Source organism: Methanohalophilus halophilus, from assembly GCF_001889405.1.
In the GTDB taxonomy this organism is placed as follows: Archaea; Halobacteriota; Methanosarcinia; order Methanosarcinales; family Methanosarcinaceae; genus Methanohalophilus; species Methanohalophilus halophilus.
Window position 1 is genome coordinate 271799 of the sequence record NZ_CP017921.1, and the last position, 18572, is coordinate 290370.

Consider the following 18572-nt stretch of genomic DNA (forward strand, 5'->3'; position numbering starts at 1 on the left):
AGTCTAATTTGGGAGTAGAAAGGGTAAACATGATCAATCATGATGAAATATTTGATACAGTTATAAAGTATGTTACTTTTTCCGTCCTTTATATACTAATAGTAGCAATAATTGTTGGGTTACTAAAAATTATATATAATGTCGGATATATTATATATGAACTTCTTGGCGGCAATTTCATCCATATAAATTTCATCGACGTAGTTGTTGGCGTTCTTACAATTTTTATTCTTATTGACCTTTTCAAAACTTTCGTTGATTATCGTGAGCATAAACGAATCAGAATTGTCTATATAACGGATGCTACTATTTTGATAGTTATGCGTGAACTAGCAGCTGGAATTTATGTAAATCGAATCCAATATGAATTTATTTTAAGTTTATCAATCTTACTACTCGTATTGGGCCTGATAAGAATTCTAGTTATAAAATATCCTGCTGATAAAGTATAAGCTTCTGTCCTTGTTATTTGCAGTCCATTAACAAGTATAGGCCTTTTGATATAATGTTTCACAGAATAGCAAATAATAAATTCTAAGAAGGTTTTTAAATTTCTTTACCTAATAAGAGTGGCCATTTTGCTTAAAACGATTCTCTTGAAAGGACCATTAACAATTAAGTACTGTATGTCAATTACACCCACCTGACAAAGGTGCCTTTAAGCAAGAAAAACATAAAATTAATTGCCACGACAATTATAATATAACATTTACCCCCATGAGCAGGATTGAAACTCTGGGAAGAGGAACCACTCATGGATGTGCTTTTGGTCAAAATTCAATATCCACCAAAACAAGGACTTAAAGCACATTAAACCAATTCAGGAAATAACCATGACCAACGCTGATGAAATCATAAAATATCTTGATATGAATGAACACCCCGAAGGTGGGTATTTTAAAGAAACTTACAGATCCGGAGAAACGATCAAACACAAATACCTACCAGACAGATTTACTCTGGATCATGTGTTTTCCACGGCAATCTACTTTTTATTAAAGCAAGGTGAATTTTCAGCACTTCACACAATAAAACAGGAAGAAATCTGGCATTTTTACAGCGGGGCGCCTATTGACATACATATGATACTTCCAGATGGTGTTTATGAATCGATCCATCTTGGAAACGACATATTAAACGGTGAAGTACCACAGGGTGTTGTCCCTGCAGGTTCAGTCTTTGGTGCAACAGTGTGTGACAGTACCAAACATGACTATTCACTTGTGGGATGTACGGTCGCACCGGGTTTTGAATTTGAGGACTTTGCACTCCATAAGAAAGATGAATTACTTGAAAGATTTCCCCATCACAGGGAGTTAATTGAATCATTGACAAGAGAATAATATTCTTAAAATGATCAAATAAACATACTCAACTTCCCACTACCTACATATAAATGAGAATACAGACATAAACATGGACACGATGAAAAAGATCAATTACCAGGAGCAGCCTGTTGAAGAATACGTCATCAGGGAAGAGCCTTATTACGTTCCTGTAAAAGATGAAGTTGAAATATTCACCGCTGCTTACGAAAACAATCTGCCTGTCAACCTGAAAGGACCTACAGGTTGCGGGAAAACCCGGTTCATGGAATATATGGCATACAAATTAGAATGCCCACTTATTACAATAGCCTGCCATGAAGACCTTACAGCCAGTGACCTTATAGGGCGATTCCTCATAAAAGGCGAATCTACCGAATGGAATGATGGACCCCTTACAAAAGCGGTAAGAAACGGTGCCATCTGTTACCTGGATGAATTCGTGGAAGCCAGGATGGACACAAGGGTTGTCATACACCCCCTCACTGACGACAGGCGGGTAATGCCAATTGATAAACTGGGAATAATACTTCATGCCCCTCCGGAGTTCATGTTAACTATTTCCTACAATCCTGGCTACCAGAGTGTCTTGAAAGACCTCAAACAGAGCACCCGGCAGAGATTTGTTGCCATAGATTTCGATTACCCGCCTGCAGACATTGAGTATGAAATCGTGGCACATGAGAGCGGAATTGATATGGAAGACGCCCGGACTCTTGTGGAAATCGGTCAGAAAATCAGGAACTTCAAGCAACACGGGCTTGAAGAGGGAGTCAGTACACGCCTCTTAATCTATGCAGGCATGCTTATGCGCTCTGGCATTGAACAAAAAGAGGCTTGCAGGGCGGCAATGATCAAGCCTATAACTGATGATCATGAGCTCCAGAAAAGCATTGATGAAATAATATCCGCTATTGTGGAGTGAGGGACTATTGCCTGCAGATAAGGAAAATATTGCAATCCGGAATAAGAGGGTCGCAAATACATACGAGGGAGCAAAAAAAGAATTAATACCCCTGATGGATGAAGAAATTTTTCATTTATGGCAATCAGTGATAAATATTGTAGCTGAAAAGGAAACAAAATGTGCCATCAAATTCATCCGGAAAACAAAAAAAGTCTTCCCGGTAATTCCCCCCTCTCAACGTCTACAACTACTTCTCGCAACACAAAGGTTTGCTGCTAAATATCCCCGCACATCCCTCGTCTTCTTTAGTGATGCTCCTCTTGCAATAGCCAGTCTTGATAAAGCAGGTTTTGAGAAATGGGAAACTACAGCATCAAAACTGGTCGAAAAGGAAGAGGATATCGCAATAATATTTATCCAAAAGACATCCAGATTACTAAATGATTTCGAGCTGGATGAGATACTGGATTGGATCGAGAGAGGTTGCCAACTTTTCTCGACAAGGCCAGAAGCTGTGCAATTGTTTTTTGAAGGAATATTCACCGGACTTGCAAATCACACGAGGAAAACCAGCAGAAAACAGAGAAACTGTTTGCTTGAAAAGGGTTTCAAACTTGCACTTACAAATCATAGGTGTGTGCAAAGCTATTTTGAAAATGCCCCTCCTGTTATCATAGAACTTACAAAGGATGATTTTAAAAAATGGACCAGCACCGGCGAGAAAATAGCGGAAAGAAGTACATTTTATGGCAGGGAATATTACAATAATTCCTATACCACTCTGAAAAGAATAAAACCTGTATTCTATGATTTAATCTTTGATAATGCACAATCCCTGCTGGAAAAAGAGCAATTGATTGCAGGAATTTATTTTTCAAAACTTCGGGAAATCCTGCTCAATATCCATCCTGAAGAACTAAAACCCTGGGTAAGCACCGGTATTAAATTATTTGAAAGAGACCGGGAAATAGCAATACAGTATTTCCGCAATTCACCCATCCTGCTTCAGGACCTGGAAATAACCGAACTTGAAGAATGGGCAATGAAAGGCCTGGAGATTTTTGAAAATGATTCTGCTGGCGCAGGATTGTATTTCTCCCTTAAATCGGGAAATTCCAGAGAATTCATAGAATATTTGATGAGCGGAGTTGCTCTTAAAAGGGTTACCAAAGTCCTGACATATTATGCATTAGGCATCTCAGGAATAAATTTTAACATCCGTTCCAGGAATCTCCTGCCAAAAGACCATGTAAATTCCATACAACCTGTAGTTTCCGGAAAAACCATCTACCTTGTACCAACAATGAAAGGGTACGGGGATTTTGAAGATAACTTCATGATCTACAAGTTAAGTGTTATGCATGAAGTAGGGCATCAGAAATTTGGCACCACAGAATATGCAACAAAAGCAATCCTGTCACTATTAAACAAAACATCAATAAACATTAATTCTACACCTCTGGAAAAAATTATTGGTTCTGTAGATGACAGGGAAAACACGGTCAGTCTTCAAGATGTAATCAGCCTGTTTCCGGAACCATCTATTGCAACAGATATCATGGGAATTGTAGAAGATGCCAGAATAGAATATATGACAACACATGTTTACAGGGGTCTGCGCCGGGATTTTGAAAAAGTCAGGGAAAAGATGGTCAAAAACAGGAAAGTACCACAAAATGGGAGTGGAAAATTCATGGAAGCCTTTCTTTTATCATCTGTGGGCCATGAGCCATCATTCGTAGTTGATGAATTCCTAAAAATTCTTCTGGAAAAAGCCAGGATTCTCCTGGACTTGAGAATCTTCCAGCCAAAATCTTCCACTCTTGACTCTCTGGAAGTTACATTTGAAATATACGAAATGCTTGAAAAAAATAACCTTACTGAAAATTCCCAACAGTATACTAGCGTGCAAAACCTTGAGTACCGGGGTGTCGGGGCCGGGTTACATTCTGGAAAAGAGATAGATGGGGATACAGGGAAAACATTAGAACGGTTTATACCCCTGACAGAATTAGAACTTGATGAAAAGGAGATTACACAAGAAAACACTCAGGCAGGACCAAAGTGTGCCCTGGCAAAAAAATGGGAGGTACTTAGCAGTTTTACCTACGATGAGTGGGACAGCAGGTTGAGGGATTACAAATCCAGATGGAGTACCGTCTATGAAGTCTGTCCGGCGGGTAGACCGACCGATTTTTATCGGGACACCCTACAAAACTACATCCATGAAATTTCACTAATAAAACGTATATTCAGGATGATGAAACCGGTTTCCTTTCGTAAATTAAGAAGACAAAACGAGGGGGATGAAATCGATTTTGATGCGATTACCGAAGCTTTCACAGATAGAAAATGTGGTATAAATCCCACTGAACGCCTCTATATACGCCGGGATAAGCGCGAGAGGGATGTTGCCACCCTTTTTCTTGTTGACATAAGTGCATCCACCAGCAAAAAACTGGATAATAACAAAAGCATACTGGATGTAGAAAAAGAGGCACTTGTACTGATGGTAGAGGCCCTGGAAAGCATTGGGGATAAATATGCAATCTATGCTTTTTCCGGCGATACCAGAAATGATGTGGAATACTATACCATAAAAGATTTCAGGGAAGTTTTTTCAGAAAATATTGAATGTAAAATCGATGCACTGGAACCTGCAGATAACACCCGTCTGGGCCCTGTAATCAGGCATTCCATAACAAAGCTGAAAGGAATCGATGCGAAAATTAAACTTTTGATATTATTGTCTGACGGGGAACCATATGATTTTGGGGTTGGCGACGGGAAATACGATGGAGAAGTAGCAATTGAAGATACGAAAATGGCAATTCAGGAAGGAAAAGCCCTTGGAATGCACTTTTTCTGTATAACTGTCGATTCAAAAGCAAGCGATTATATGCATTCAATATTTTCCGATGTGGGATATACCATCATTGATAATGCAACTACACTTCCAGAAAAACTTCCTATGCTCTATAACAGGCTTACGACCTGATCAATTCAAAGACGGTTTTCTTTTTCAGAAATAATTTTCCTCAACATCTTCACAACTTGTGGTTCATCTTTTTGCGGTCTCAAAAATACAGCCAACAATGCAATTAATATCAAAGCGTAGTCTGACAATCCGTATAACAGTTCAGGAGGGTTGGCATAATCGTAAGTGCAATCAGACACATGAGCTGCATTGACATCCAGTCCATAATACATATGTTCCTCATCCGAGCCAATCATGCAAAAACCACACGATACATAGAACCGGCCAGCAGCGTAATGGTGTGGAGATCTATAGGAGGTAGTCACATAAACACGGCTGTATCCCTTATGGCGGGCATGCTCAATGATGCAATTGACCAATCTGTGGCCGTGCCCCCTGTTCTGCTGGCGGGAAAAAAGAAGCAATATATAGATAGCATCCCTGGCATCATATGCATAAGCAACAGCACTTCCCCATGAAAAACGGCGGGAATGCATTGCAAATTCGCAGTCATGGAAATAATCCAGCAGTGAGAAACTGTCATAGATTGCCCGGGAAGCATCGATGGCCTCCTTGCAACAGGCCACTCGGCCTAGGTCCCTCTCTTCGTCTGAACGCATAAAACACCTTAAAGGAAATCAGGAAGGTCGCAAGTATAAATGTTATGGTGGAAAAGCAAAATTGAAGTGAAAAAAGAAAGAAGGAAAACAGGAAAGTGCGGGAAATTATTCCCCTATATCCTCCGAAGCCCTGCCAAGAGCTTTCAGGAATTCAATGGCTATCCCCAGCCCTTTCTGGAAATCCTCATCCCCCATCTCACGAAGTGCGCCATACATCCCCACCTTTGGAGGGTTCATCAAAGCCCTATCCAGACCCGGATCCTGCATACTCCTTTCCATTACATCCACAAGATCGGTACTGGCAACCCCGTTGAGCAGTTTTAACATGGGAGTCATCACATTCGCAACGCCGTGGATCGTCTCATCATTTAAGTAACTCTGCATGATACGGGCAGTCCTGACAATATCCAGGAAGGCGTCGATGTCTGCCTGTGTCATTCCTATATTAACATTCTCTATATCTTCAGCCATACCAATCACCTCACATCAATGCCTTAATACTCATGTCCCAGTGCAGGTAGTAATACATCCGGTACAGATACCAGCCAAGCTGGGTGGTATCGAACGACTGGGGTGGGTTCTTGTAACTCCAGGTTGCAATGTATGCCCTACCGGTATGGGCATCAGAGGCCATGTCCGTAATTATCGGGCAACCGGTCTCACCCTTGTACTTCGATTTGATATTGTTGCCATTGATCGTATTGATCAGATTATGAGATACAACCTGCGCCTGATAGTGTGCACCAATTCCTGTTTTAAGGATGTCAGCCGGACCATTGTCCCCCACAATATACACATTATCCTTGTCCCCTACCGGACCGCGATATTGTAATGTTGTTTTATCCGCGGGGATCCACCCTTTCTCATCTGTAATACCCGAATCCAGTACAGCCTGTTGTGGCTTATGGGGAGGAACTGTGATAAGCAGGTCATAGTTTTCCTGCCTGCCGTCGGTAGATTCAACCGTCTTGTTTGAAGCATCAACCTTGCCAAGCTGGAATTGCCTGATGGCCTCAATTCCTTTTTCTTCAAGGCGACCGGTAACCAGTTTGTTAAACTCCGGCGGACCTATTGGTTCCATGGGCCAGAGAAGCGTCAGTTGCACATCATCCCTGATATTGCGTATATCTCTCAGGTAACTCTCCAGCAAAAAGGAGAATTTTACCGGCGCACCGGGACAGGGTATAGGCATCCTGGAAACTGAAACCACTATCCTGCCACCTTTGAAATTGCGGATAAGCTCCCCGACTTCCAGGGCATCTTCCATAGATGTATAGAATGTATTTAGATCATCTTCAAGACCCTCCACACCGGAAGCATCCGGTCTTGCCCCCATTGCAATCACAAGATGATCATAGGAATACTTTGTACCGGATTTGACCGTTATCTGCTGTCTGTTCAGGTCAATACCCATGACTTCACCCCGGTCACCAAAACGACTCTTAATCCTGGGACTCAGTGATTCTTTCCTGGGCCTGACCAGGTCTTCAGGAGTGTATAAGCCAAAGGGCAGAAAAGTAAAACCACCCTGGTTGATCCCCATATCGTTCCTGTCAAGCACTGTAATTTCAAGTTCATCCTTTGCAATTTTGTGCCTGAACTCACGGGCCAGTGTGTTTGCAATCACCGCACCCGCATAACCGGCTCCAAGTATCAGTACTCTCTCTTTCATGACAATCGCCTGTTGCAATATTATTACAGTACTGATATTGGATGCCAGTCCTATATAAATCAAATTAAGTACGGCTACTGTAACAAGAATATTAGAAGTACTGCAACCTGAATAGGAAAAAGTCCGTAACGGCGTTAATCGCCCCTTTTCGGGAAAACACCCATAAGCAGATAGCACCGCAAATAATGAATAGGCAGGTTCCAAATATTAATATAGTGAACAATATGCCACCTGAAAAAGGAATATTCCAGATAATAGTGTTAATCACTACAGTAATAATATATGTTGCAACAGTTAACCTGATTTTTCAAATGGCGGGTGGAACTATTCCTATTTATGCACCCGGGACCCTGGTTGTAGCATTGCTGGGTTATGTACTTGGAACGTACCTTTACTCGAAAATATATGAATGAGAAGCCTTTCCAAATGTTAATATAATCTATCTTCATTATTATGTAGTGGGGAATTTAATGAATAATGTAAAAAAGATTTTAATTGCAACAGATGGCTCTGAACATTCCAAAAAGGCAGCATCCGAAGGAATAGGTCTGGCAAAAACCTATGGAGCAAAGGTATTTGCAGTATACGTAATGAAAGAACTTTCATCAAAAACCCTTCCTTATGGAGCAAAAATCACAAATTTTGACATCCCCCACGAAGACATAAAGAGGGAAGGACAGGAAGCCCTTCAGTATGTGGAAGAACTGGGAGACCCTCAAGGAGTAGCGGTTGATACAGCTCTTTTGACAGGGAATCCTGCAGAGGAAATACTGGATTTTGCAAAAGAAAATGAAATAGACATAATCGTTATGGGCTCACTGGGACGCACAGGCCTGGAGCGCTATCTGATGGGAAGCGTTTCTGAAAAGGTCCTAAGACATGCAAAAACTGCGGTAATGGTAATCCCTTGAAATTATTCAAGGGATTCCAGTGCTTTTCTCAACATATCTGTTGATTGTTCCATTTCAGAAGAGGCTGCAGAAACGTATTCTGCAGCCTGCTGGAATCCCGCATCCTCAAGCTGGGGAATCCATTTTTCAAAACTATCACAATGATTTTCGTTGTGCTCTATCCAATGCCCAAGCAAATGTTTCAGTTTATCCCTGTTTATTTCTTCCATTGTACCATCTCATACCTTACGCGGATCGGTAATCTCACCTTTTATAGCCGAAGCAGCAACCGTTGCGGGGGAAGCAAGATAGATATAGCCACCTGTACCCATACGACCCCGGAAGTTGCGGTTTGCAGTAGAAATACATACTTCACCCTCACCAATTACTCCCATGTGACCACCCAGACATGGACCGCATCCCGGGGTACCCATAGTTGCACCTGCATCTAGGAAAATCTCTATTAATCCTTGTCTTGCGGCTTCCTTCATAATCTGCCTGGAAGCCGGTATTATAATCGTCCTCACAGCAACTTCATTTCCTTCCAGAACTTCTGCCGCAGCTTCGAGATCCTCCAGCCGGCCATTGGTACAGGTACCAATAAATGCCTGATCGAGTTTTTTGCCTGCAATCCCGGAAACACCACAAACGTTATCCACTTCATGGGGACAGGCAACCTGCGGTTCAAGGGAGTTCACATCGATGTGATATTGGGCTACGTAATCTGCATCCTCATCCGAATAAACAGGTTCATAATCACTAACTGCCCTGTCTTTCAGGTATTCAAAGGTCGTGGCATCGGGAGGTACTATACCCGCCTTGGCACCCATTTCGATAGCCATATTGGAAAGGGTCATCCTGCCTGCCATGGAAAGGTCCTCTATGGCATCCCCATAGAATTCAACTGCCTTGTAGGTCGCCCCGGAAGCGGTCACCTCCCCGATGATCTTGAGGGTAAGGTCCTTGGCATAAACCCTCTCTCCCAGTTTTCCTTCAGCTGTAACCCTGATGGATTCCGGTACACGGAACCAGAGTTTGCCGGATGCGAATATTTCGGCCATGTCCGTTGCCCCTACACCAGTACCGAAGGTACCGAAGGCACCATATGTACAGGAATGAGAGTCAGCACCCACGATCAACTTACCTGGCATTGCAAAACCCTTCTCAGGCAACACCTGATGGCAGATACCGTTACCAATGTCATAGAAATTGCGTATGCCCTGCTGACGCACCCAGCCCCTGATATCCTTCTGCAAACCTGCAGTAGTATCGGAATTCGCTGGTGCCAGATGGTCAAAGGGGATCACTATACGTGAAGGATCCCAGACATTTTCAACTTCCATCTGACGGAAAGAACGGACGGCCAGAATGCTGGTACCGTCGTGGGCCATTGCATAATCAATATCAGCTATCACAAAATCATTGGCCTTTGCCTCTTTGCCGGCTGCCCGGCTGAATATCTTCTCGCTGATAGTACTCAAAATTAAACACCTGTGAGATTCATGGGGAAAATACGCTTTTACCCTGTATAGATGTTATGCACCATAATCTTTTCCAATACTCAGAGATTCTCCAGGAAACCAGTCAGGTCAACCGAATGGGTTTGGAAGCCACAAATATTCATAGGATCACCGCCCAATGCCAGAGCAGTGAACTGGGCAACGTTCATGTGAACCATATCATACTCCTGGCCAAACTCCTTTTCTATAACAGGCTGATAACGGTCATACTGTACCTGACAGTTGGGGCACATATGGAGTACAAGTTGCACACCTGCTCTTTTCAGGCTTTCCAGTTTGGCATGGGTGGCTTTCAGGGACATTTCACGGTTTACATAACGCTGGGAAAATCCCGCACCGCATGTCAGGGTCCTGTCCTCATACCATTCCACCACATCACCACCGCAGGCTTTTGCAATACGGTCGATGAGCTCTGGATGTTCCGGGTTGCCGGCTACGTCTTCATAATCTATCTTGTAGTAATGACAGGCATGATGGGTAGCTATTTTAACATTGGAAAAATCGATTGTCGATAGTTCTGCGATCCTATCGGCCATTTTTGCCAATACTTCCACAACATGATAGAAGTTTCCAACCTCATCGAAGCTGTCCACTTCATATTTCAGGTCATCAAGCCCTGCAGCCTCTGCATTGTCATTGACAAGGTTGATGACCTGCCTGTTATTATTAAGCAGGGAGCAGGATTTCTTATTGATGGCATAACATGTGGCACACATTGTTGTGATATTGGTGTAGCCTTCTTTTCTGGCCACGGCAAAGTTGCGGGCTGCAATCGCCGTGGTGGTCATCTGGTCAAACAGGTCAAAATAATGTCCCAGACCGGTACAGCAGGACTGCTTCCCGCTGACAAGGTAATCCACCCCAAGCCTGTCGAATACGTATTTGGTGGAACTTTCAATACCGGGGTACTCCGCACTCACAAGACAGGATTTAAACAACAACAATCCCTTTACAGGTACATCCGCAAGTTCCTTCATTCATCCTCACCTTCTTCTGCAGCCATCTCCTTAAGCATGGCAAAGCGGCCCTCAAATCCGATTCCCTTAAGTAGCGCTTTAATCTCACCCCTTTCGTCTTCTATGGACAGGGGACCCAGACCGAGTTCCTTCCGGATATCCTCCAGATTGTCCCTGAAATACTGCCAGTGTTTACCCAGATCCTCCTCCATTTGTCCGATATAGGGTGCAGGTATCTGGCTGATACCCAATTTGGCAAAAGATTCGGGATATTCGAAAAGCACACTCAACCTCTCCATACCAATGCCTTTGTTAATTGCCATCTGACGTAATACCTGCACAGCCTGTGAAGGACTATTGTTGCGCGGACAGCGCAGGTTACATGTATAGCAATAAAAGCAATTCCATATCGTCTTATCTTCAATTACACTCCAATCGTTCTCTTTGACCCTTTTCATTACATCGCGGGGATTGTAATCACTGTATCGTGCCGCAGGACACGAAGAGGTACATGCACCACACTGCATACAGCGTTCGATACCGATAGAATCCGAGGTCCGGAGGCTTTTCTTAACGGTTTCTACAAGTGATTCACATTTTGGAGTATCATAATTTTCATTCATTCTTCCACCTCTTCCAGGGAAGAGAACATGTCACTGAGCCCCTTTGCATGAGGAATATAAGCCTTCTTGAGATGCAATCGATCCCCATATTCTGCCTTATATTCAAGGAAGCGTGTCTCAGCCAGTGGATAAATTATTTCACCAATCTGGTTATCCGGTGGTTCTTCCACAAAAATGACATGGCAGATGCCTCTACTGAATGCCATGTCAAGCACCTCCGCTGTCACAATGGTTGTTGTCGGCACCCTTATGATCTTTGTAGAAGCGGGATAATCCTGCGCACTACTTCCTATATTATCAATAGTTGAATATGCGATGTTGCGACTGGCAAAGACAATCGTATCCCCTGCTTCAGCCAGACCTTCTATCTCGGCCACAAGTTCTTCCCTGCTGTAGCCCTTAACATGGATTGCACCTTCATCACAGAGGGAGGTGCAATAGCCACATCCATTACACACAAGCGGATCGATTTTTACCTCATCTTCGATGGAAATAGCCCCAAAAGGACATGATACACACTTGCCGCATAAAGTGCACACATCTGGGTCTGCAACTGCAATATGCGAATCCAGGTATATCTCGCCTGCCGCCAGGAAAGCATGAGCACGGGATGCAGCAAGGCCGGATTGGGCGATTGAATCTGTTATATCCTTGGGAGACTGGGCACTCCCACAGACAAATATACCTTCCTTTGATGTATCAACCGGCCTGAGCTTGGAGTGTCGCTCCTTGATGAAACCGTCTTCACTGAGATTGGCATCCATTATCCTTGCAATCTGCTGTGTACCCTCTGAAGGTTCCATGGCAGCAGAGAGTACCACCATATCCGCAGGCAATTCCATAAGTTGCTGGTTCAGGGTATCTTCTACCTTCACCACAAGATCGGAATTATCTCTTTCTGCAATCTCTGCGGGTCTTCCACGCACAAATTGTACACCCATTTCCTGTACGGCACGGTAGTAGTTTTCATACAGTCCAAAAGCACGCATATCAATGTAACAGATGGTAACATTCACATCCGGATATTTTTTCTTTATAAGGCTGGCATGCTTAAGAGCTGCCATACAACAGTAACGGGAGCAGTAACGGTTTCCCGAAGATTTCTCATCCCTGGAACCCACACACTGGATCATAACAACGTTTTTTGGTTTTTTTGCATCAGAAGGGCGCAGTAATTTACCTTGAGTGGGGCCATTAACACCAAGTATGCGGGCAAGTTCCATCTGGGTTGTGACATTGGGAAAGCGACCGTAACCGTATTGGGGTTTAGCGGAAGGATCATATTCATCAAAACCGGTCGCAGCAATAATGGCCCCCACCTGTATTCCGATATGTTTGTCCTGTTGGGAGAAATCAATAGCATCTACATTACAAACCTCCCTGCACCTGCCACAGTTGCCTCCCTTAAGTTCTATGCAATGCTCAGGATTGATGGAATATATCTGGGGTACTGCCTGGGCAAATTTTATTGATATGGCTTTTTTGTCCTTTGACCCACAGTTGAAGTCATTTTCAGTAACTACAGGGCATACTTCAGCGCATTTACCACAACATACACATTTATCAGTTACATATCCGGGATTCTGAGTGATGCTTACCTGAAAATTACCGGTAGTGGAATTTATATTCCTGATCTCACAACCAGTCAGCAGTTCTATGTTGGGATGAGATGCAATCTCATTCATCAGGGGACTGAGAGAACACATGGCGCATTCCTCAACCAGTTTCTCCGGGGAAAATATTTTACCAATCTTTGCGGCATTGCCACCTATTGTCGTTTCTTTTTCCACAAGATAAGTGTGCACTCCACTATTGGCAAGATTCAGGGCGGCATTTATACCGGAGATTCCACCACCAATTACAAGGCCATCCGGGTTTATAGGTAAACTTTCCTGTTCAATAGGTTGTGCCCGAAAAAGGCGAAACATACCGGAATTAAGCATAGAAAACGCTTTTTGGGTGGCCCTGTCGGAATCGGTATGCACCCAGGAGCATTGTTCCCTTAAGTTGACAACTTTGAGAAATTCCTGATTTATTCCGCATTGGGAAGCACATTTTTTGAAAAGGTTTTCATGCTTGGCGGGTGTACAGGCCCCCACAACCACCCTTTCAAGACCGCTATTTTCAATCTCGTCCTTAAGGTACTGTTGACCCCGATTGGAGCACAGGTACTCATAATCGAATACTTTACTGTCCGGAAAAGATTTCTTAAGCTGGTTAATATCAATATTGTCTGAAATATTGCCCCCACAATGGCAAATAAAAATACCTGAGGGTTTTTTCGTATAATTCATTAAATGAGGTCTTCAGAAAGCAATATATAAAATTAGCCCGAAAGGGTACATTTGTTGCCTGAAACAGACAATACTAATGTATAAATCTCCAATCGGGCAAGAGGGTGAGATAAATATTTAATCTGTATTTAAAAAAGGGAAATTAACAAGGAATCAGATGAAAAAAGAAATGCCAATCAGGAGAATTCCTTGAGACGATTGATATTTTCCAGTAGAATCTGATTCTCTGAAAGAATTTCATGTTCTATACTTTCAATAATGGAATCCATGGGCACTGCAAGTTTATAGACTTTGATAGGCCTTCCCTTTCCTTCATTGCGTTTTATTTCCTCAAACTTAACCCAGCCTTTTTTCTTCAAGAGGAAATTCATAGCAATGCTCACTTCCGGTTGCCTTAACTGTGACATTGATTCTATTTTCCGAGAAGATACTTCTTCGCCACATGAAAGACAAGCAAGTGTCCTTGCAATCGGTTTTGAAAGGTGTAGCCTTCTTAGCAGCTTTGCAATTTCTCTTTGATTTTCATTCATTGAAAGTAGTTCATCTTCTTCCATGGAAACACCGATAAATAATTTGAATGGGATGTTCATCAGAATATATAATATTCATATATGTACTTAATATTTATATTATACATTCAATATATAAAGTTATGGAAGTACGGACGTTATCAGTTGTTCAATCGAAAAAATTGTACAAAAACAGATATGATGGTGGGCCCGCTGCGATTCGAACGCAGGACCTCACGGTTATCAGCCGTGCGCTCCACCAAGCTAAGCTACGGGCCCATTGGAACACGATTTGACATCGCGCAACCACTCAAATACACACCCTTATACTTTAAGGTTTCGGCTAATTAGCTTCATTATAAACCAGATTTACTGAACAAAACAAAAATCCCGATATATCCAGGAAAAATGTAACAACGAGATACCGAAGATACTTTTTTAAACCAATAACCCAAATTTAAATTGTGTACAATAAAAATATATTAAGATCAATTGTATTCCTCACATACGGAATCTTTACTGTACTAATAATAATTATATTTGCAATCTTATATTACAATGTGAACATGTCCCTGTATAATTTCATTGTTACCATTACATCTATTTTAATATACCTATTTATATTTACAATTTTAACATTTAAATTATTAATTAATTCCAGCAAAATGGAAAAAGACATTTTAATAAAAGAAAACGCTGTCGAAAAAGCAATCAATCCTATAGGCTTTATAAATATGGATTATAAATTTATTGATGTAAATAATGCTTTTCTAAATTTATGGGGATACGACAACAAAGTGGACGTTTCTGGAAAAACTATCTTTGATTTTTTCAGGAGAGAAAAAAGGACCAGAGAAATAGTACAAACTTTGATTTCAGAAGGAAGGTGGGAGGGAGAAGTAGTATGTGTCAAAAAGGATGGGACAGAATTCCCTTCATTGCTGTCAGCAAACTTATTACTGGACAAAGATGGCAAACCCCTTGGCATTATGGGATCTGCTATGGACGTCACCAAATACAAAGAAGCAGAAAATGCAATAATAGAAGGCAAAATTGCTGCAGAAAACGCAAATAAAGCAAAAACTGAGTTTTTAAGAAATGCAAGTCATGAACTCAGAACACCCTTAAATTCGATCATAGGCTTTTCCAGTATACTGATTGATAAGCGTGATTCAGAGCCATTAACTAAAAATCAGTTGAAATATATCAAAATTGTACTGAAAAATGGTGATCATTTATTGAAGGTATTTAATGACATTCTGAGTATCGCAGACATTGACCTGCGAAAAACAGAGATTTATGCCCGTCCATTCAATATATTGGAAGCGATAAAGAATATTGAAGAGGGCCTAAGGCCTTTTGCTGACTCCAAGAAAATAAAATTGACATTTGATGTAGATCCAAATTTAGAAATAATAAATGGAGACAAGGAAAAGCTGAAACAAACATTATATAATCTTACTGAAAACGCCATTACTTTCACACCCCAAAATGGTTTTGTATCTCTAACAGCAAGAAAAATAAATGGTTATATTGAGATTAGCATAAAGGATACAGGTATCGGCATATCCCAAGAAGATAAGAGCAGACTGTTTCTACCCTTTGTACAACTTGATGGTTCAACAACTCGCAAATATGATGGTTTGGGACTTGGCCTCACTATTGCCCAAAACTTCATAGAAGCCCATAATGGCGATATCTGGGTTGAAAGTGAAATTGATAAAGGCAGTACCTTTACTTGCAAAATTCCAACTAATCTCCAAATTCCTGAAAATTGATCTTTAATTATTATTATAAAAAATATAACTATGGAATTCATCCTAAAAAATGAATTCATACATAGGTGAATTATCAAACTTTTGCTTTTTCAAGGCAAACGCATCACTTTCTTTTCAATTTCCCGGCCAGGTCTTTGCCAAGCCTGTTGCATTCCAGAAGGTCCTTTTCATTTGGAGAATACTGGATTCTCAGTACAGGGTCTATAACTTCCATACCTGCTTTACGTAGTTTATTTGCTATCTGGACAGGAGCTTCCCCACTCCAGCCATAGGAACCAAAAGCAGCACCGGTTTTACCCTCCACTCCAGCATGCACCATTTTATCAATGAACTTCGAAATTGGTGGATGCATTGCATAGTCAAATGTGGATGAACCCACAGCAATCGCATCGGCAGAAGCGGCTTCTGCGGGATCCCATTCGAAGAAACTGTCCACCTTTACTTCAACATGTCTTGTCCTTGCACCTTCAGCTATGGCCTCAGCCATCTTTTTGGTGTTCCCCTGAGTACTCAGGTATACTACTGCCAGTTCTGCCATCTTTTCCACTCCTCCCTGTTGATTATAAAAATATGTGATGTTTGCTACTTTAAGTGTTTCCCATAAAAATCCAAAACCGGTATTAAAGTAAGAAAATAATAGTTATGCAAAGCAAAATTGGCGATAGGTTTATTAGTAATGATTGCAACTGTGGATTGCAAATGTGGGCCGGTAGATCAGCTCGGAAGATCGCTACCTTGGCATGGTAGAGGCCTCGGGTTCGAATCCCGACCGGTCCACCACAATTTTGATTCCTTTCTATAATTTAATGCTCAAAGGACAAGAGCAATCTATACCTATTTGGTTACAATTTTTTAGATATACAATTTTTGTAATAAATTAATATTACACCAATTTCCCATGCTACACCCAATATTGATAAATATCAGTGGATCAAATTTGGAATGGGTACATTACAGATTGCTAATAGGGGAGTAATATAAATGGCAGACAAAGCAAACAAAGTTCCGCTGAACGTTGAAGGTCCATACTATGTGGATGACCAGTGCATAACATGTCGTCTTTGTACAACCGATGCACCGGCTAATTTCAAGATGGCTGATGACGAATCAACAGCATATGTCTATAAACAGCCTGAAAATGACGCCGAAAAGGAAGCCTGCGAAGAAGCACTGGACACATGCCCTGTAGATGCTATTGGCAATGATGGATAAACATTGCCCGGAGTAATAAAATAACTTTTTTTACATTGTTCAAATCTGCGTAGATTTAAAGGAGTTGTAGATAGTGGATAGCTATTTTGTACCAGAGATTTCCGATAATGTGTACTGGGTGGGAACAAAGGACTGGAACCGGCGCATGTTCGATGCGCTGATACCCCTTCCACAGGGAACTTCATACAATGCCTACCTTGTGAAAGGTGATGAAAAAACGGCCCTGATAGATTCCGTAAACCCGGGGTTTGAGAAGGAACTTGAACAGAAGATCAACCAGATCCATAAGATAAAGGATATCGATTATGTAGTCATGAACCATGCCGAACCGGATCATTCGTATTCCATACCCCTGATAATGGAAATGGCCCCTGATGCCATGCTCGTGACAACAGAGAAAGGGGCCGGGATGGCGCAGACCTATTACAACATTCCGCAAGACAGGATAATGCCAGTAAAGGATGGGGATACCCTGAATCTCGGTAACCGGAAACTGAAGTTTATCAGTGCACCCTGGCTTCACTGGCCTGAGACAATGTTCACTTATCTCGAAGAGAACAAGGTCCTGTTCCCCTGTGACTTTTTTGGTGCACATACTGCCTTTGGCATATATGACGGGGACGTTGATGACCTGATGAGCCTGGCAAAAAGGTATTTTGGTGAAATCATGATGCCTTTCAGGAAAATGGGAAAGAAAGGACTGGAGAAGGCACAGGAACTATCCCCGGCAATGATCGCACCCAGCCATGGGCCCATATACAAAAACCCGGAGAGGATTTTTAAAGCATACTCCGACTGGACTGCGGGGAATACCAGGGAAAAGGCAATCGTTGTTTATGTCAGCATGTGGCAATCCACCCAGGACATGGTTATGCAGATGGTGGAGACACTCCAGTCAGAGGGTATCGAGGTATGCCTGTATAACCTCGAAAATGCGGATATCGGAGACATCGCCATGGACCTTGTGGATTCCAGGGCGGTTGTGCTTGGCACACCTACGGTACTTGGCGGGATGCACCCACTTGCACTGCATGCAGCAAATCTTGTAAAGACCCTTCGCCCACCTCTCAAATACGGGGCCGCCCTGAGTTCCTATGGGTGGGGTGGAGGTGCTCTGTCCCAGCTACAGGACGTGCTGGGCTCGACAAAGATAGAACTTGTGGGGGCAATGGGCGTGAAAGGACCCTGCACTAAGGACGACACCGGCAAAATAATAGAGCTAGGCAGGGAACTTGCAGGGAAAATAAGAGAAGGATGAAGCAAGAGCCTCGAGATTCCGGGGAACAAAG

General features: G+C 42.3%; 19 protein-coding genes and 2 tRNA genes. 10 read left to right on the forward strand and 11 right to left on the reverse strand.

Annotated features, from left to right (window positions below):
- Positions 1-29: 29 nt before the first annotated feature.
- The 4 genes from BHR79_RS01365 (at position 30) to BHR79_RS01380 (ending at position 5230) form a co-directional block, all read left to right on the forward strand.
- Entirely contained in the window at positions 30-452 is a 423-nt protein-coding gene (locus BHR79_RS01365; protein WP_072560497.1) for a phosphate-starvation-inducible PsiE family protein, read from the forward strand.
- 381 nt (positions 453-833) lie between these two features.
- Positions 834-1343: a cupin domain-containing protein gene (locus tag BHR79_RS01370; RefSeq protein WP_072560499.1), complete on the forward strand. Its 510-nt coding sequence runs from the start codon at positions 834-836 to the stop codon at positions 1341-1343.
- An 82-nt stretch (positions 1344-1425) separates the two neighbouring features.
- Complete coding sequence (locus BHR79_RS01375; protein WP_083432981.1) at positions 1426-2250, forward strand: CbbQ/NirQ/NorQ/GpvN family protein; 825 nt, start codon at positions 1426-1428, stop codon at positions 2248-2250.
- A 7-nt stretch (positions 2251-2257) separates the two neighbouring features.
- Complete coding sequence (locus BHR79_RS01380) at positions 2258-5230, forward strand: nitric oxide reductase activation protein NorD (RefSeq protein ID WP_072560503.1); 2973 nt, start codon at positions 2258-2260, stop codon at positions 5228-5230.
- A gap of 5 nt (positions 5231-5235) precedes the next feature.
- Here the strand turns inward: BHR79_RS01380 and BHR79_RS01385 are convergent, their stop codons facing one another.
- The 3 genes from BHR79_RS01385 to BHR79_RS01395 all read right to left on the reverse strand — a co-directional run bounded on the left by BHR79_RS01385 (position 5236) and on the right by BHR79_RS01395 (position 7564).
- Positions 5236-5829: a GNAT family N-acetyltransferase gene (locus tag BHR79_RS01385; protein ID WP_072560505.1), complete on the reverse strand. Its 594-nt coding sequence runs from the start codon at positions 5827-5829 to the stop codon at positions 5236-5238.
- A gap of 105 nt (positions 5830-5934) precedes the next feature.
- Positions 5935-6300 (reverse strand): DUF1641 domain-containing protein, encoded by a 366-nt coding sequence (locus tag BHR79_RS01390; RefSeq protein WP_072560507.1) that lies wholly within the window; start codon positions 6298-6300, stop codon positions 5935-5937.
- A 10-nt stretch (positions 6301-6310) separates the two neighbouring features.
- Complete coding sequence (locus BHR79_RS01395; protein ID WP_234970366.1) at positions 6311-7564, reverse strand: NAD(P)/FAD-dependent oxidoreductase; 1254 nt, start codon at positions 7562-7564, stop codon at positions 6311-6313.
- A 122-nt stretch (positions 7565-7686) separates the two neighbouring features.
- Here BHR79_RS01395 and BHR79_RS01400 point away from each other — a divergent pair, with 122 nt between their 5' ends.
- The gene (locus BHR79_RS01400; protein WP_123130975.1) at positions 7687-7914 is read left to right on the forward strand and encodes a hypothetical protein; all 228 of its coding nucleotides are present in this window, start codon (positions 7687-7689) and stop codon (positions 7912-7914) included.
- 57 nt (positions 7915-7971) lie between these two features.
- Positions 7972-8412: a universal stress protein gene (locus tag BHR79_RS01405; protein ID WP_072560512.1), complete on the forward strand. Its 441-nt coding sequence runs from the start codon at positions 7972-7974 to the stop codon at positions 8410-8412.
- Between the two features lie 2 nt (positions 8413-8414).
- Here BHR79_RS01405 and BHR79_RS01410 read toward each other — a convergent pair whose 3' ends face one another.
- The 7 genes from BHR79_RS01410 to BHR79_RS01440 all read right to left on the reverse strand — a co-directional run bounded on the left by BHR79_RS01410 (position 8415) and on the right by BHR79_RS01440 (position 14572).
- Positions 8415-8621, reverse strand: a complete 207-nt coding sequence (locus BHR79_RS01410) for a hypothetical protein (RefSeq protein ID WP_072560513.1) — start codon at positions 8619-8621, stop codon at positions 8415-8417.
- Between the two features lie 9 nt (positions 8622-8630).
- Complete coding sequence (locus tag BHR79_RS01415; RefSeq protein WP_072560515.1) at positions 8631-9872, reverse strand: 3-isopropylmalate dehydratase large subunit; 1242 nt, start codon at positions 9870-9872, stop codon at positions 8631-8633.
- Positions 9873-9952: 80 nt separating this feature from the next.
- Positions 9953-10888 (reverse strand): ferredoxin:CoB-CoM heterodisulfide reductase subunit HdrB, encoded by a 936-nt coding sequence (hdrB, locus tag BHR79_RS01420; RefSeq protein WP_072560517.1) that lies wholly within the window; start codon positions 10886-10888, stop codon positions 9953-9955.
- Positions 10885-11490 (reverse strand): ferredoxin:CoB-CoM heterodisulfide reductase subunit HdrC, encoded by a 606-nt coding sequence (gene hdrC, locus BHR79_RS01425; protein ID WP_072560519.1) that lies wholly within the window; start codon positions 11488-11490, stop codon positions 10885-10887. The genes hdrB and hdrC overlap by 4 nt, the downstream gene beginning before the upstream one ends.
- A complete protein-coding gene (hdrA, locus tag BHR79_RS01430) occupies positions 11487-13784 on the reverse strand; it encodes a ferredoxin:CoB-CoM heterodisulfide reductase subunit HdrA (RefSeq protein ID WP_072560520.1) in 2298 nt (765 codons plus the stop codon). The genes hdrC and hdrA overlap by 4 nt, the downstream gene beginning before the upstream one ends.
- Positions 13785-13960: 176 nt before the next feature.
- Positions 13961-14338 carry a transcriptional regulator gene (locus BHR79_RS01435; protein WP_083432982.1) on the reverse strand — a complete coding sequence of 126 codons (378 nt, stop codon included), beginning with the start codon at positions 14336-14338 and terminating at the stop codon, positions 13961-13963.
- 157 nt (positions 14339-14495) lie between these two features.
- Positions 14496-14572 (reverse strand) — tRNA-Ile (locus BHR79_RS01440).
- Between the two features lie 386 nt (positions 14573-14958).
- Here BHR79_RS01440 and BHR79_RS01445 point away from each other — a divergent pair.
- The gene (locus BHR79_RS01445) at positions 14959-16071 is read left to right on the forward strand and encodes a PAS domain-containing sensor histidine kinase (protein ID WP_072562250.1); all 1113 of its coding nucleotides are present in this window, start codon (positions 14959-14961) and stop codon (positions 16069-16071) included.
- Positions 16072-16174: 103 nt separating this feature from the next.
- Here the strand turns inward: BHR79_RS01445 and BHR79_RS01450 are convergent, their stop codons facing one another.
- A complete protein-coding gene (locus tag BHR79_RS01450) occupies positions 16175-16609 on the reverse strand; it encodes a flavodoxin domain-containing protein (RefSeq protein WP_072560524.1) in 435 nt (144 codons plus the stop codon).
- Between the two features lie 165 nt (positions 16610-16774).
- Between BHR79_RS01450 and BHR79_RS01455 the strand changes: the two genes are divergently transcribed.
- The 3 genes from BHR79_RS01455 (at position 16775) to BHR79_RS01465 (ending at position 18541) form a co-directional block, all read left to right on the forward strand.
- A tRNA-Ala gene (locus tag BHR79_RS01455) sits at positions 16775-16851 on the forward strand.
- Between the two features lie 201 nt (positions 16852-17052).
- On the forward strand, positions 17053-17283 hold the full coding sequence (locus BHR79_RS01460) for a ferredoxin (protein ID WP_072560526.1): 231 nt from the start codon (positions 17053-17055) through the stop codon (positions 17281-17283).
- Between the two features lie 73 nt (positions 17284-17356).
- On the forward strand, positions 17357-18541 hold the full coding sequence (locus BHR79_RS01465; RefSeq protein WP_072560528.1) for an FprA family A-type flavoprotein: 1185 nt from the start codon (positions 17357-17359) through the stop codon (positions 18539-18541).
- The last annotated feature ends 31 nt before the right edge of the window (positions 18542-18572 follow it).

Coding starts and splice junctions, on each gene's coding strand:
- BHR79_RS01365 (WP_072560497.1), top strand. CDS start 30: ATGATCAATCATGATGAAATATTTGATACAGTTATAAAGTATGTTACT.
- BHR79_RS01370 (WP_072560499.1), top strand. CDS start 834: ATGACCAACGCTGATGAAATCATAAAATATCTTGATATGAATGAACAC.
- BHR79_RS01375 (WP_083432981.1), top strand. CDS start 1,426: ATGAAAAAGATCAATTACCAGGAGCAGCCTGTTGAAGAATACGTCATC.
- BHR79_RS01385 (WP_072560505.1), bottom strand. CDS start 5,829: ATGCGTTCAGACGAAGAGAGGGACCTAGGCCGAGTGGCCTGTTGCAAG.
- BHR79_RS01390 (WP_072560507.1), bottom strand. CDS start 6,300: ATGGCTGAAGATATAGAGAATGTTAATATAGGAATGACACAGGCAGAC.
- BHR79_RS01400 (WP_123130975.1), top strand. CDS start 7,687: ATGAATAGGCAGGTTCCAAATATTAATATAGTGAACAATATGCCACCT.
- BHR79_RS01405 (WP_072560512.1), top strand. CDS start 7,972: ATGAATAATGTAAAAAAGATTTTAATTGCAACAGATGGCTCTGAACAT.
- BHR79_RS01410 (WP_072560513.1), bottom strand. CDS start 8,621: ATGGAAGAAATAAACAGGGATAAACTGAAACATTTGCTTGGGCATTGG.
- hdrB (WP_072560517.1), bottom strand. CDS start 10,888: ATGAAGGAACTTGCGGATGTACCTGTAAAGGGATTGTTGTTGTTTAAA.
- hdrC (WP_072560519.1), bottom strand. CDS start 11,490: ATGAATGAAAATTATGATACTCCAAAATGTGAATCACTTGTAGAAACC.
- hdrA (WP_072560520.1), bottom strand. CDS start 13,784: ATGAATTATACGAAAAAACCCTCAGGTATTTTTATTTGCCATTGTGGG.
- BHR79_RS01435 (WP_083432982.1), bottom strand. CDS start 14,338: ATGGAAGAAGATGAACTACTTTCAATGAATGAAAATCAAAGAGAAATT.
- BHR79_RS01445 (WP_072562250.1), top strand. CDS start 14,959: ATGGAAAAAGACATTTTAATAAAAGAAAACGCTGTCGAAAAAGCAATC.
- BHR79_RS01450 (WP_072560524.1), bottom strand. CDS start 16,609: ATGGCAGAACTGGCAGTAGTATACCTGAGTACTCAGGGGAACACCAAA.
- BHR79_RS01460 (WP_072560526.1), top strand. CDS start 17,053: ATGGCAGACAAAGCAAACAAAGTTCCGCTGAACGTTGAAGGTCCATAC.